At 42.2% G+C, this 13957-nt stretch carries 11 protein-coding genes and 1 pseudogene; all 12 read right to left on the bottom strand.

Features of this window, described 5'->3' with window-relative positions; genetic code table 11:
- Positions 1 to 10 precede the first annotated feature (10 nt).
- A complete protein-coding gene (locus tag PGN18_RS02640; RefSeq protein ID WP_335317809.1) occupies positions 11 to 217 on the bottom strand; it encodes a glycoside hydrolase family 88 protein in 207 nt (68 codons plus the stop codon).
- Positions 210 to 1154 carry a glycoside hydrolase family 88/105 protein gene (locus PGN18_RS02635; RefSeq protein WP_335317808.1) on the bottom strand — a complete coding sequence of 315 codons (945 nt, stop codon included), beginning with the start codon at positions 1152 to 1154 and terminating at the stop codon, positions 210 to 212. The genes PGN18_RS02640 and PGN18_RS02635 overlap by 8 nt, the downstream gene beginning before the upstream one ends.
- An 11-nt stretch (positions 1155 to 1165) precedes the next feature.
- Complete coding sequence (locus PGN18_RS02630; RefSeq protein ID WP_335317807.1) at positions 1166 to 2029, bottom strand: glycoside hydrolase family 16 protein; 864 nt, start codon at positions 2027 to 2029, stop codon at positions 1166 to 1168.
- Between the two features lie 10 nt (positions 2030 to 2039).
- Complete coding sequence (locus PGN18_RS02625; protein WP_335317806.1) at positions 2040 to 3149, bottom strand: alginate lyase family protein; 1110 nt, start codon at positions 3147 to 3149, stop codon at positions 2040 to 2042.
- A gap of 54 nt (positions 3150 to 3203) precedes the next feature.
- Positions 3204 to 6431, bottom strand: coding sequence for a hybrid sensor histidine kinase/response regulator transcription factor (locus PGN18_RS02620; protein ID WP_335318276.1), 3228 nt, complete (start codon positions 6429 to 6431; stop codon positions 3204 to 3206).
- Between the two features lie 82 nt (positions 6432 to 6513).
- Positions 6514 to 7281: a hypothetical protein gene (locus PGN18_RS02615; RefSeq protein WP_335317805.1), complete on the bottom strand. Its 768-nt coding sequence runs from the start codon at positions 7279 to 7281 to the stop codon at positions 6514 to 6516.
- Positions 7282 to 7495: 214 nt separating this feature from the next.
- Positions 7496 to 7732 (bottom strand): hypothetical protein, encoded by a 237-nt coding sequence (locus PGN18_RS02610; RefSeq protein WP_335317804.1) that lies wholly within the window; start codon positions 7730 to 7732, stop codon positions 7496 to 7498.
- Positions 7733 to 7794: 62 nt separating this feature from the next.
- Complete coding sequence (locus PGN18_RS02605; protein ID WP_335317803.1) at positions 7795 to 8976, bottom strand: glycoside hydrolase family 88 protein; 1182 nt, start codon at positions 8974 to 8976, stop codon at positions 7795 to 7797.
- A 5-nt stretch (positions 8977 to 8981) separates the two neighbouring features.
- The gene (locus PGN18_RS02600) at positions 8982 to 10772 is read right to left on the bottom strand and encodes a glycoside hydrolase family 2 protein (RefSeq protein WP_335317802.1); all 1791 of its coding nucleotides are present in this window, start codon (positions 10770 to 10772) and stop codon (positions 8982 to 8984) included.
- A gap of 13 nt (positions 10773 to 10785) precedes the next feature.
- Complete coding sequence (locus PGN18_RS02595; RefSeq protein ID WP_335318275.1) at positions 10786 to 11157, bottom strand: glycoside hydrolase family 97 C-terminal domain-containing protein; 372 nt, start codon at positions 11155 to 11157, stop codon at positions 10786 to 10788.
- Positions 11149 to 12781 (bottom strand): annotated as a pseudogene (locus tag PGN18_RS02590) (glycoside hydrolase family 97 catalytic domain-containing protein); the annotation flags it as partial. The gene PGN18_RS02595 and the pseudogene PGN18_RS02590, both read right to left, overlap by 9 nt.
- A 4-nt stretch (positions 12782 to 12785) precedes the next feature.
- Positions 12786 to 13957: alpha-galactosidase (locus tag PGN18_RS02585; RefSeq protein ID WP_335317801.1), on the bottom strand; the 1172-nt coding region annotated here is incomplete at its 5' end.

Genomic DNA, 13957 nt, shown 5'->3' with positions numbered 1-13957 from the left:
ATTAATTCGTCTATTTTAGCTTCTTAAGGTATTCATACAATTGTGTTCCTGCCAGCAGAAATGCACCCACGCCATATACCTCGGTACTGCTGGCATTTACAGCATCCGGACTTGCGCCAATGGGCTGCACATAACCCAGCATACCATCTTCATGGACTGCAGAAACCATGGCTTTCCACGATTTTTCTACTACTGGAAGGTATTGCTGTTTATCCAAAACACCATGATTTAGGCCCCAGGCCATCGCGTAGCAAAAAAAAGCCGGTTCCGCTCATTTCCTTAACCGGAAAACTTGCAGGATCCAATAATGACGCATGCCAGCTGCCATCTGGCTGCTGTAATCCGGCAACCCTGGCTACCATATCCTGATAAAGCGCAATCAGTTTCTTTCTGTCGGGATGCTTTTTAGGCATATTTTCCAATACCCTTACCAGACCCGCCAATACCCATCCATTACCTCTTGACCAGAATATTTTTTGCCCGTTTTTCTCCCGCTTGGCAAAGAAACTCTCATCTCTGAAAAATAATTTTTCCTGGGGATCATACAGAAATCCGGTTGTTTTCCACCACAATTTAATAGCCGTATTCAGGTACCTTTCATCTTTAGTAGCCGTGCTCAGATAAGCCAAAGACGGCGGTCCCATAAAAAGGGCATCGCACCAGGCCCACTCTCTTTTCTGAATATTATTTTTCCAGTTTAGGGGTTCGTCATGCGGCTGACTGATGATACTATCAGCCTGCAGGATAAAAGGCATTATCATCTTTTTCTGCTTAAATTTGCTGTAAAGCTGTGCATAAGTCTGTCCTACACAATAGTCATCTGCATAAAAGCGCAAATGTCCGGTATTCCAGTCCAACTCATCTCCGATATCTACCAGTGTTTTCAGGTAGCGTTCGTTGCCCCGCAGGTTACCAAAAGCAAAAATACCGGTGTAACAGGCACCATTGGTCCAATCCGCTTTCCGATGATTAAAGCCTTTGTTCTTCCAGGTATTTAATTGCCAGTCTGCAACCCGCTGCATCGTTCTAAAAATATTTGCGGTTGCCAAAGCAGAATCTCTTTTCACAGGTGTTTGAGCTGAAACGGCACTTAATTGACCAAAGCAACTCAATAGTAAAACCAAAAGCAGTTGTTTTAAATTCATATCTTTCATTTCTTAATTGATTATTTTTGATAAACCCTTACGTAATCTACTTCGAACCTGGACGGGAAGGTAGTTTTGGAGGGATCTCCACCCTGTTTACCTCCAATCGCCAGGTTGAGCAACATATAATGTGGTTGTTTAAAAGGATTAATATTGGTCCCGTTCTGGTTGACCAGCTGGTTTAATGGCACCTGATTTAAAAGTTTGTCGTCTACGTAAAGCGCAATGCTGTTTTCGTCCCAATCCATTCGCCAGATATGAAACTGCGCTGCCCAGTCTTCACCGCCCAAAGAATCGATATTTTTCTCCGTACTAAACCAGGCGTCTTTTCGATCTGCCCCCATAAAAGCGATATTGGCAAGCAGTTTCTTCCGGTAGTATTCCATGATATCGATTTCGCCTGTTGCCGGCCAGGAGCCTTTGGTTCCCAATGTCCACCAGGCAGGCCAAATGCCATCTCGGATATCAATTTTACCTCGCATCACAAACCTGCCATACATCCAGCTATGCAATCCTTGTGTTTTAATGCTTGCAGAAGTATAAGCTGCTTCCCGCCTATTCTTTTTCCAGTCGTGGCTTCCTTCCTTAAAATTCGGATTTGATTTTTTCTCTTTTTTGGCTTCAAGAATCAGCTTTCCGTTTTCGCATCTTGCATTTTCCGGCTGGTACCATTGATGTTCTTCATTGCGCTCAAATCCAAGTTCATAATTCCAGTTAGCTGGATCAGGTGCACCGTTTTTATTAAATTCTTCTGCCCATACCAGTTTGTAACCATCTGATTTAAGCGCTGGTGGCTTAGCATATTTTGTTTGTTGAGCTGATCCGGATAAGCTGATGCAGAAAGCACAGGCAGGCAATAATAATTTGACTATATAATTTTTCATGGTTAATAATTTATTGATATTCATTTAATCGTAAGGGCATCAGGGTTGGAAATGTCCAGGCATAATCATGTGTGGGATACATAATGGGGCGATATGGCGCAAGATACTCATCAAATTGCAGCGAAGGATAAATGCCATTCATTGCCTCCAATAAATTCGCCGGCCAGAAACCTGTTGCGGTATGTACATTGCCCGTATCCGGATTTTTGAAAAATTTCCACTCTTCGGGATGTTGATTGTAGTAAAATAAATAATCGAGCGCCTTTTTGAATGATGCCCCATCCCGCGATGCTTGAAAAAGATTCTCACCTGTCTGATTGTAAATGATCCAGCTGGACGCGGTAAGTGGTGCCAAAGAAAAATAGGTATACCAAATGCCTTTACCCTGCCGCTTTACTTCTTCAACCAGGTGGCCATCTGTTGCAATTTTATCAAAAAGATCTTTTTTGATCAGGCTAATGTTTTCCTGCATATCTTCTTTGTCTTCCAGGTAGACATCGGCCAAGATAGAGGCCAAACGTGACCAATCGCCAGAATTATTGTTCCGGTACCTGATGCTGTTCGCTGCCGCACGAAATACATTTTTAGTCCACCATTTGAACTGCGTTACTTCTTCGGGCTGCCACCTTTTATAACCTTTGAGCAAATCTGCGCTGATCATTAAGGCGGTACCAGAATACGACATCACCAGTGAGCCATCCAGTTGTGAATATTTTTTATTAACCGATGCCCAGGCATTCAGAAAATAAATGGCTTTGTCTGCGTATTTTGTTTTACCACTCAACTGATAAGCCAGGGCACAACTGTAAGCCGAAAAACCATCAACCTGGAGCGCCCGCGAAGTGCGGCGATGGGTTTCTTTGTCAACGTAAAACCCCGGAATACTAAAATCTTCTACCGCATGCTGCGAGATCAACAATGCCGAATCTGCTTTAAACAGCAAGGCTTTATAGGCTGAAACATAAGGCTCTTTTCTGGCTTTGAGCTGTTTTTTAACAAAATCAATCTGCTGTTGCGGATGCATTCCCTTCAGCTGATGCTGTGCAAAAATTTGCTGCCCCGGCAGCATGTACAAAAGGGTGCTTGTGAAAATGACGAGAAAAAACTTAAAGTGGTTCATAGGTTTTATTTGGTTAACGGTGAATGCTTAATGTTGCAACAGGTTTCTTACAGCTCAATCATGTGCCGAACTGTAACGCTTTTTATATTCAGACGGACTGGTTTCAAATTGTTTCTTAAAGCAGACGCTAAAATACTTGGCATTGTTAAATCCGGTTTGATAAGCCACCTCTGCCACTGTTAAATCTGCATGTTCCAATAAATAAGCACTTCTTTTTAGCCGGATGTTTAAAATAAATTCCTTGATAGACATGCCCACAATATCATTGATCTTTTGATAAAGAATGGTTCTTCCGGTATTCATATCAGATACAAAATCGTCTACCGAATAATTCGGGTTTGCCATATGTTGTTCAATAAATTTCATGGCCCTGATCAGCAATTCCTCATCCATCGATGTAATGGTAACCTTAGCGGGATCTACTACCAACCGTTTGCTGTACATTTCCCTCATTTCCTGCTGGTTTTTCAAAATGGTATCCATCTGCTGAATCAGGTATTCCACTTCAAAAGGTTTATCAATAAAAACTGTTGCGCCATGCTCAAGCGCCTTGGTTTTATTCTGGTTTACATCGCCCATACCCGAAATCATGATGATGGGAATGTGGCTGGTTTTAAAGTTCTGCCGCAAGTGGTTGCATAGCTCAAACCCATTGGTATTGGGCATCATCAGGTCGGTAATAATGAGTTGAGGGTATATTTTTTCAGCTTTGAGGATGCCCTCCTGACCATCGCTGGCCAAATAAACATTGTACTTTTCAGATAAGCGACGCTCCAGATAGTTCCGCAGGTTTGGATCATCATCAATTAATAAAATGCTGGTCGATTTCCGTGCATTCTTTGGCAAAAGACCGGGTTCTTCGGCTTCTAGGAGGATTTCATCAATTTCTGAAATGGTGTAATCGTACATGTTAGATTGCATATCGCCCGATCCTGCTTCCTTTTTAAGCGGCAGCATCACCGTAAAAGAAACCTTATTGGTTTTATTGACCATCCAGATTTTTCCTTCGATGGCTTCTACCAATTCCTTTACAATGGCGAGGCCAAGACCTGAACTTTCTTCAAAAGTAGGCCGATAAGACGATAAGCGGTTAAAGGAGGTAAATAATGTGGCAATCTGCTCTTCCGAAAAGCCTGTACTGGTATTTAACACCTCTATAGAAATGTATTCCCTTTCCAGGTGATCCGGCTCAACAGCTAACCTCGATTGTTCCTCGCCCGTAGACTCGTAAATCCTTACCCCTACATAACCTTTGTTAGAGGTATACTTTAAGGCATTGGAGAAAAGATTAGTCAGGATTTTCTCAATAATATCATAATCGAAGGCCACAAACAAATGGTCCGCATGCGCATTAAAATTGGTCTCTATTTCTTTTTTGTTCGCATACAGTTCAAAAAGTCCAAAAACATCATGCACAAAACTGATAAAATCGCCTACCTGTGGATTGAGGGTTACCTTCTGGCTTTCAATCTCCCTAAAACGGAGTAATTGACTAATTGAACGCTGAATGCGGGCAACATTTTTTTCAATTAACTGCATATAGCCCGCTGCATGGTCATTTTTCTGAACGGTTTCTTTTAACTGCTTCAGTGGCTCAAGTACGAGGGTAAGCGGAGTTTTAAGGTCGTGTGAAATATTGGTAAAAAAATCAGTTCTCGCCTGGTTCAAATCCCTCATGTTCTGTTCCTTTAGGGCTTCTAAGGCCAATCGTTCTTTAAATACCTTTTTATTGGTATAATACCGCATGATGAAAAACAAAAGTCCCAGTACAATCAAAGTATAAATGGAATAGGCCCACCAGGAAAGGAAAAATGGGGGATTAACATGAAAATAAAGCCTTGAAATTTCGTCGCCCCAAAGCCCGTCATTGTTGGAGGCCTTGATTTCAAAAACATAATCGCCACCTGGTAAATTAAAAAACTGAACAGCGCGTTGATTAGGATTCAACCTCATCCATTTATCATTTAAGCCAAGCATGCGATAAGAAAACTGATTCTTATCTGCCGACAAATAGCTGTTTGACGAAAAACGGATTTCTATATTCGACTGGTTACTGGAAAGTTTGATCTTTTCCTCATCATGATTGCTTAAGGTAGAAATATCTTTGGTTAAAGGTGAATCCTCAGTTGTATTGCTTACCGGTTGGTTGTTAATTAACAAGCTGGTAAAAAACACCTTAGGTTTCTGAATGTTTTTATTGAGGTATTGCGGATCAAAAAGTACAAATCCGTTTGTACCTCCAAATAATAGCTCTCCTTTTTTAGTTTTATAGGCCGACCTTAAATAAAATGAACCGCAACTATTTGCTTTATAAAACCTGGCTTTTTCAAACTTTTGCGCTTTCCGATCGAAAAAGTATAGACCGTCGTTTGTACTAAACCAAATATTTCCTGAAACATCATCTTCAAGAATACCGAAAACAATTTTAGGCGCGAAACCATTGGTGCTATTGAAATTAAGGTAACGCCCATCTTTCTTTAAAAGATTAACACCTCTTCCGGAAGTACCCAGCCAGAGGTCTCCATTTGATGCTTCATAATAACAGCCCAGGTGGTTTACTGCATAAGGACCATCTTTGATGACATAGTGATGCAGCACTTTAAGCGTTTGGGGATCTGCGATATACAGCCCCTGATGAGTAACCAGACGAAGGTGCTGCTGTTGATCGAGCGAAATCGCCTCAATCTCTACATCCAGCGCCTGTCCGTTTGCAGCGATCAGTTTAACCATTTCCATTGCTGCTGCCTGGTTTTTCTTGCGGTGAAAAAAGTTTTTATCAGGATCGGTCATCCACCAGGTCCCCCCGGCATCGCGTACAAAATCATACACGGTTAAAGGTTGTTTGCTTCCGGGTAAAAGCATGTTAAGGTTACTGAAACGCTTTGTAGCCATTTCGTAAGCAGAAATGCCTCCGTTGAAAGAAGAAATAAAGAGGTTTTTTCGATCTGAATCGAATTTTAGGCGCTTAACCATATTAGAATTGATGGAATTGGCCTCGGCCTTGGTAAAATGACGAAAGCTGTCATCTTTCCGATTCCAATAGTTGAGCCCGCCGCCCTCTGTAGCAATCCAAACATTGCCCATATCATCTTCCTGGAAGCCACTTACTATCGGGTGGTTCAGTCCGCCGGGACTGGTTGTAAAATAGCGGACATATGCATCATCAAGTGAACAATAAGCGATTTTTCCACCATAAGTACCAATCCAGGCACCTTGGTCAGGGTCGCCGTAAATGGTCCATATGGAGTTGTTGGGCAATGAGAACGCATCGTTAGGATTCATTTTGAGCAGCTTGCTCACCTGGGTTTTAGGATCGTAAAGCAAAAGTCCGGCTTGTGTGGCTACCCACATGATGCCTACCTGATCAATAAAGATTTTTTTGGCTAACGTAGTCTGGAAACCCTGGCCAGTGATTGGGATATTTTTTTTTATTACACCTTTGGCATCGGTCACAAAAATACCACCCCCGCTGGGTAAGGAAATAATAATCACCCTGATAAGCCACAGCATCATTCACCACAAAAGAGGTTTGCCCCATATTGGCAAAAACTACGAAGCGCGCGGCTCTAGCATCGAACTTATAAAGTAAATTCTCCTGCGACAGATAGATATTTCCCTTCAGGCTGATCACACTATCAAAATACCTGTTGCCAGGGAGCTTGATTTTCTTAAAAACCTTTTTCTCCCGACCAGATATATACAGGCTGTCGCCAGAGAGCATGTATAGATAACCGTCGTTATGGAGACAGATGGAACGGATTTTTCCAGGGAGAATCAATTCAAAATTAAATTGCCCATAGTTAAACTTCAGTAAACCATGATTAGTGCCCAGAAATAATCCACCTTTTTTATCGGTCACCAAAGAACCATAACCCCATTTTACCTTGGGGTTGCTCTTTGAGGCCAATTCATTTAACTGGTAAAAACCATTCCCATCATACATAAAAACAGCATCCGGACCAGTATACCACATCCGTCCCAAACTGTCTTTGGTGATACTCTGAATACCACTGTAATACGATGTTTCGGGCATAACATGGAACCGATACCTGGAAATATCAATTGCAGCGGCACTTTTCAGCAAAAATGCACAACAAAATAACAGCAAATACGCGGTTTTCCGGATATCCATAAGGTTAAAATGCATAAGCAGGTTTTCTAAACATCATTTAAATTTTCCATCTATCAATTTATTTTCATTTTGAATGATATCAATAGCTGGAAGACAGCTAAAATAAGTGTTATGATCGCCACGGTTAAGCGCATGTATCATAAATTGTAATTCATTTCGGATTTGTTACGTTGAGTTTAATTTGTAAATACCATTGACGTTATTTTATAATTAATTATTTGATTGGGTTGTAGGTCATGCTAATCCACCTAGCGGGGCCATGGCACAGTATCTCCGTTCCGCTTAAGTCCGGCCTAACAAATTTTTCGGACTCCACTGACCAAGCCAGACCACGGGCTTTGAAAGAAAAATTTTCAGCCGGCATTTTTTGCTTCTTTTTGATGCCAAAAAGAAGGAGCCCTTCGGCGGCGGCGAGCCGAGGAGAGACTTTTGCCAAGGCAAAAAACGTCATTCATATTGATTTTTATAAAATAATCACCTCTCAGGACGCCCATTCAATAATTTATAATATCCTTACAATCTTTTCTTCAAACGACTCAGCGCCTCCAGATAATAATAATCTGCATAGGTTAATGGCACATCTACCTCTGATTTAAAGGGAAATGCTCCGGTGCTGTGCATCAGGATAAAATTTCCGTTCTCGCCCAACTTTGCGGTGTATTCGTCAGAAGCGAGCGTCCGGATTTGCTCTTCTACAACCTCCATATATTTCTTTTTAATGTTGGCATTTACGAAATCACTTAATTCAGTCAGTGCAGAAGCCATAATGCAGGCAGCTGAAGCATCTCTTGGGGTATCAGCCTGTACTGGCGCATCGTAGTCCCAATAAGGAATATAATTTTTTGGCATTTTAGGATGATTGATCAGAAAGTTGGCGATATGCATAGCCTGCTCCAGGTAACGTTTCTCCCTGGTTTCACGATAGAGATAAGTGTAACCATAAAGTCCCCATGCTTGTCCCCGGCTCCATGCAGAACCATCAGCATAACCCTGATGGGTTTGTTTTTTATGTGGAAGGCCAGTTTGTCGGTGATATGAAACCACGTGATAAGAGCTGAAATCAGGTCTGAAATGATGTTCCATGGTTTTATCGGCGTGCGAAAGTGCCATTTTTTTTAGCTGCTCATTTGCTGATTGCTCGCTGGCCCATAATAATAATTCGAGATTCATGATATTATCGATAATGACCGGATACTGCCAAATGGCTTTGTTATGGTCCCATGACCTGATCAAACCCACTTTAGGATCAAATCGGGTAGCCAGCGATTGCGCGCCCTTGAGCAAAACAGCCTTATAAGCGGTATCACCGGTTAAACGCAAGCCATTGCCAAAACTGCAATAGAGCATAAAACCGACGTCGTGGTTATCCGTGGTAAATTTTTCGCGTTCTACCCTTGCCGTGTATAATTTGGCGAAGGCTAACAGTTCTGAATTTTTGCTATGCTCATAAACATACCAAAGCGAACCCGGAAAAAATCCGCTACACCACCAACGTGAATCAGATATGGTGTTTTTTCCCGCTTCGAATGACCTTGGTAATACACCAGCCTGATGCTCATATTTCCGGGCCATCAACAAACTTTGCTGTTCGGCAAAAGCCAGGGCTTGATCAACAACGGTTTTCAGGTGCTGCGCATTTGCAAGGCTGCTCCATAATACCACTGTTAACAACAGCGCTAAAAAATATCTCCTCATAAATTTTATTTGATGTTTTTATAATAATCGGCAATCACATACCAGGCTTTTTTACGAAATCCCTGATCGGAAACCAGCCCCTTTCTGTTCCAGCCATCCTGATAGGTGGGATGGAAGCGAAATGGCGACCGAAAATCAAACAATACCCAGGGCGAAATGCCAATAAGATTGGGAATATTTTTAAACATTTCCAGGTTATCCCTATAGAGCTGGGCCTGGTAGTCTTCGCTCCATGAACTTGCTACATCCGCTTCACCGGTTTTACCGTACAAAGCTTCAGCACCGAATTCTGAAATAATTAAAGGTTTATTGATGGCTACATCCCAGATAGCGTTCTTTGGTGCAACCGGCCAGGGATGGTACCAACCCATATATTTATTAATGGCTACTACATCTATTTCATTTACAAAAGGTTCGTCCATCACAAAACGTTGTTTATCTGCGTTAAAACGAACCAGATCAAATGCAGCGGTGATTAACCTAGTGCTATCAATATCTTTCGTGCATTTGATCAGGTATCTGAGAAATTCGTTACGGGCCGCAGATGGTTGCGTTTCATTGGCCATGCCCCAAAAAGAAATGGCGCATCGGTTTTTATCCCGCATTACCATCTCCCTGATCATATTGCCGGCCTTCTTTTTAGTTTCCTGGTTTTCAAAATCGATGCCCTGCCATATTGGTGTTTCCTCCCACAACAAAAAGCCCATTTTTTCGGCTGCACGCACGGTATATTCATTTTGCGGATAATGTGCCAAACGGATCATATTGCAGCCCAATGCTTTGGCTTCAGATAAAAGCATCATGGCATCTGCCAATGAAAAAGCCCTACCCTTGCGCTGTGGAATCTCCTCGTGAAAACTAATTGATTTTAAAAAAATCGGCTTCTCATTCAGGTAAATCTGTGTTCCTTTTACCGCAAGGTTTCTAAAGCCAATTAATTCTTCTACCCGATCATCTTGCGTAGAAACCACCACCTGATAAAGCTTTGGAGAAACCGGCGACCAGCGCTGTAACTTTTTTACGTTCGTGATTGACATGACCGCAATCCCCTGCTGATTGGTAACCACCTTCTGCTTAATATTCAATTCCGGAATTTCAAGGGTTACCGGGACATTATACTGATGATCAACAAGTTTAACCCGAACATTAATTTGATCAGGGTGATGTTTATCCAGCTGAACGAAATAATCCTGGATAAATATTTTCGGCGTTGATACCAGCATCACATCACGTGTAATGCCGCCATAATTCCACCAATCAAATGATTTTGCCGGAATGGCATCAGCAGTCCGGGTATTGTTTACCTCCAGAACTAAAAAATTGTCTGTTTGCTGTACCAGATCGGTTACTTCAACCTGAAAAGGTGTAAATCCACCTTCATGCTCGGCAATTTCTTTTCCATTAAGGTAAACCTTACAGCGATAACTTACCGCGGCAAAGTAAATAAACAAACGTCCACGATTTGCTTTCGACACATCAAAACGTCTGGCATACCAAACCGTACCTTCATAATATTTGAGTTCGGGTAATTGACTGTTCCAGTCTGAAGGTACATTCAGTTTTAAGCCACCATCAAAGGCATATTCATAAAAATCTGTCTTTCCGCTTGGTTTTTTGTTGAGGTAAATTTTGTTTTTCCGTCCCTGATCGTACTGGTCTACAATCGCTTCCCATTTCCCGTTAAGCGATTGTGTTTCCCTTCCGTATACATTAATCAAGGTCTCCTGTGCTGAAAGCTTAGACAGGAAGCAACAAAACAGTAAAAGCAAATTAAAAATGGTTCTGGTTGGTCTCATAAAATGACGGCATTTATTTTTTAAAAATCTTCATCGCGAAACCACCGCCCTGAGCCATTTGAATGGATAATTTGCGGTCTGCTGGAATTTCAATCCGCAGCTTTTTATAGTCGGTAGCGATTTTATTGGCGTTAACTCCATCCTGATAAATTTCTGCGGCGTAATCTCCGCTGCCAAGAAAGCTGAGGTCGAGATCAAGTTTGCGCGCTTCCCAATTGGTTAAAGCACCCAAATACCAGGTATTATCCTTTTGGCGGGCAGTGGTAATGTATTGCCCAACTTCACCATTAAGTACAAGGGTACGGTCCCAAACCGTGGGGATCGCGCTGATGAAATCGGTACATTCCTGCTCCTTCGCATAATTGTCGGGGCTATCGCAAAGCATATTTAAAGGCGATTCAAAAACCACATATTCAGCCAGTTGTCTGCAGCGCGTTCCCTGACTCATGGGCTCATCATTTATTCCCCTGTGACTGCTCCTGGTGGCATTACGCATGGCGCCCTGGGTATAATCTACCGGCCCGGCAATCATCCTGATAAACGGCATGGTCACATCATAAGTAACCATATCCATCTCCGGCCCGGTCCATTTCATCTGCTCCAGACCATTTACCGCTTCATAATTAATTACGTTTGGAAATGTCCGGTTTAAACCTGTTGGTTTATAAGTTCCATGAAAATCAACCATCAATTTATATTTAGCTGCTATTTCTGCCGCCCGGTAATGAAATTCAACCATTTCCTGGTCATCGCGGTCCATAAAATCGATTTTAAAGCCTTTTATCCCCAACTGTGAATAATGCCTGCACACCTTTTCCAGATCGCGCGCAAAGGCATAATAGCCCGCCCATAAAATAAGGTCTACATTTTTGGATTTGCCATAAGCAACGAGTTCTTTCAGATTAATTTCTGGTACAACCTCAAACAAACTTGCCTTAAGGTTTACCCGCCCAGCCTTCGTCCAGGATCACATATTCAATTTTATTTTTGGCGGCAAAGTCTATGTAAGCTTTATAGGTTTCCGTATTAACGCCTGAAACAAAATCTACCTTGCTCAATCCCCAATTATTCCACCATTCCCAGGCCACTTTTCCTGGTTTTATCCACGAAATATCTTGTAACCGGTTGGGTTCGGCCAATTTGTAAACCATATCATTATCCGCCAGGGCTTTATCACTTGTAGTGACGATGGCTATACGACATGGAAATTTAGTTTTTGCACTGCTTTTAGCCAGGTAAGGCTGACGCGAGGTTACAATTTGTTGCAGTTGGTTATGGCCGCCTTGCAAGGTAGCTTTTGGATAGGTAGCAAAGTTGGCTTCCAAACTAGTTCCGCCAGCAGGATTATAAAGAAACATACCGGGATAGCCTTGCAGATCAGCTTCGGCCAAACACACTTTTTTACCTTGATCCAACTCAACCACCAAAGGAGAAAAAGCAAGCTTCTGCTGATCCATTTTAGTTAAAGGCCCGTAGGTATAGGTATTTTCAAACGAATTGAAATATTGGCCCTCAATTGTTTTCTCTTTGGTTTTTACATAGGGAATGTAGGCTTTGTAATCTTTTTGGAAATGGAAAGCAGCCAGCTCTTCATTCACGGTAAAATCCTGCTTGGCCACAGATACAAAACGGTAAGCCATGCCTTCATTATACATTCGAAAAATGAGCTTAAAATCTTCCCTGAATTCCAATGTCAGTTCTGTATACTCATCATTTATAAGGTTTCTTTTATAAAAATGAGCGGGAATTTCACGTTTAACGCTAAGGGTTTTGCTTTGCTTTAAATGTGAGTGAATCCCAAAGGTTTTTCCATTAGCTAGTTTCATCGCTATGGCGCCAGAATTCAGTATGCTTTCTCCATCGTGTGCCAGCTGAAAATGGATACTATCGCCAATGTTTACATCCACCTGCAACCTCCCGTTGGGAGACTTAACAATAGGCCTCTTTTGGGCGGTTGCGGCGATGCTGAAGATCGCTAATAGAGATAGGGTTAATATATGTTGTTTCATAGGTTCATTTTAAAATGGTATAGCTGTACATCACAAAATCATTTATAGCAGGCAAAGCTACTTTCAAGGCGCCTTTTCTACCTGTTGTCTGAATCATCGGCTTCCCCTTGCCCAGCAATGGCTTTAGTTTTATTTTGACTTTTTCAGGTAACCAGGTTTCCAGTGTAGCCGTTCCGTCAGGCCTATTTTCCCGGAATATGATAAAATAGCCGCTATCTTGTTGAACCGATTGAAAACCTGTCCATGATTTGCCCGACGGTTCCTCACCAATCGGTAAAATGGTTCCCTGATGAAAATCATGCTGCACCTTTTTATACTTCGTAATCAATGCGCCCAGCTGCAAGGCTTCTTTAGGCAAGCCAGTGCCTTCAAACCAGGCCAGTGGCTGGGCCGCCATGGTAATGGCAAACAAATATTCAAAAGTATACCTTGAAGGAGCGAAAGGATCGCTGCCATACTTTTCGGTATTCCTCCACTTGTTTAAAAATTCGACCTGCAATTTCTCCGGTGGTACATATTTAGCAAGTTGCCATAAGTTGCGGAGTGTCCAGTAAGGATAATAGTTTTGCCAGTCGGTATAACGGTTCTCCAAAAAGATATTGCCGTATTCGGTAAATAGGTGGTACCCACCCCTGCGGCCCGCGGTGGCATCGAGATTAAAAACAGCCTGGTTTCCTGTTTCGCTCAATACCTTATTAAACATTTTGGTTAGGTTAATTTCTGATTGTTTGTTGGGAATAGAAAGCCCATCAATTTTAAATGTCCTGATCCCGTGCATCCGGTATAGTTTGGCCATTGCTGAAGCATCTTTCTCCCAGTCTGCATAGTCATGCTGAATACTGGGATTAAACCACAAGCAAATTTCAATGCCCAGCGCTTTGCCTCTTTTTACGATTGGGTCGAGCCCGTTCGGATATTTTACGGTGTCGGGTTTCCAATAATTGGGATTATTCCAAATGTCTGTAAACGATCCTTTGGCCAGGGCTGAATTTGGACTTTTTCCCTGTTGCCATCCGTCATCGATCTGAAAATGGGTGATGCCCAGTTTGGCTGCAGCTTCCAATTCCAACAGGCTAAACTTTTCGTTAACTTTAGCATCCTGGCTCCTATCGCCCCAGGTATTCATCATCACCATTTCGTCTCGCCCAGGCTCATTTTTACGGATGGTTTTCTGGT

The organism is Pedobacter terrae (assembly GCF_036946585.1).
Classification (GTDB): domain Bacteria; phylum Bacteroidota; class Bacteroidia; order Sphingobacteriales; family Sphingobacteriaceae; genus Pedobacter; species Pedobacter terrae_C.
This window is presented reverse-complemented; position numbering and strand designations above follow the sequence as displayed.

Coding starts and splice junctions, on each gene's coding strand:
- PGN18_RS02635 (WP_335317808.1), bottom strand. CDS start 1,154: ATGAAAGATATGAATTTAAAACAACTGCTTTTGGTTTTACTATTGAGT.
- PGN18_RS02630 (WP_335317807.1), bottom strand. CDS start 2,029: ATGAAAAATTATATAGTCAAATTATTATTGCCTGCCTGTGCTTTCTGC.
- PGN18_RS02625 (WP_335317806.1), bottom strand. CDS start 3,149: ATGAACCACTTTAAGTTTTTTCTCGTCATTTTCACAAGCACCCTTTTG.
- PGN18_RS02620 (WP_335318276.1), bottom strand. CDS start 6,431: ATGAATCCTAACGATGCGTTCTCATTGCCCAACAACTCCATATGGACC.
- PGN18_RS02615 (WP_335317805.1), bottom strand. CDS start 7,281: ATGGATATCCGGAAAACCGCGTATTTGCTGTTATTTTGTTGTGCATTT.
- PGN18_RS02610 (WP_335317804.1), bottom strand. CDS start 7,732: ATGACGTTTTTTGCCTTGGCAAAAGTCTCTCCTCGGCTCGCCGCCGCC.
- PGN18_RS02605 (WP_335317803.1), bottom strand. CDS start 8,976: ATGAGGAGATATTTTTTAGCGCTGTTGTTAACAGTGGTATTATGGAGC.
- PGN18_RS02600 (WP_335317802.1), bottom strand. CDS start 10,772: ATGAGACCAACCAGAACCATTTTTAATTTGCTTTTACTGTTTTGTTGC.
- PGN18_RS02595 (WP_335318275.1), bottom strand. CDS start 11,157: ATGCTTTGCGATAGCCCCGACAATTATGCGAAGGAGCAGGAATGTACC.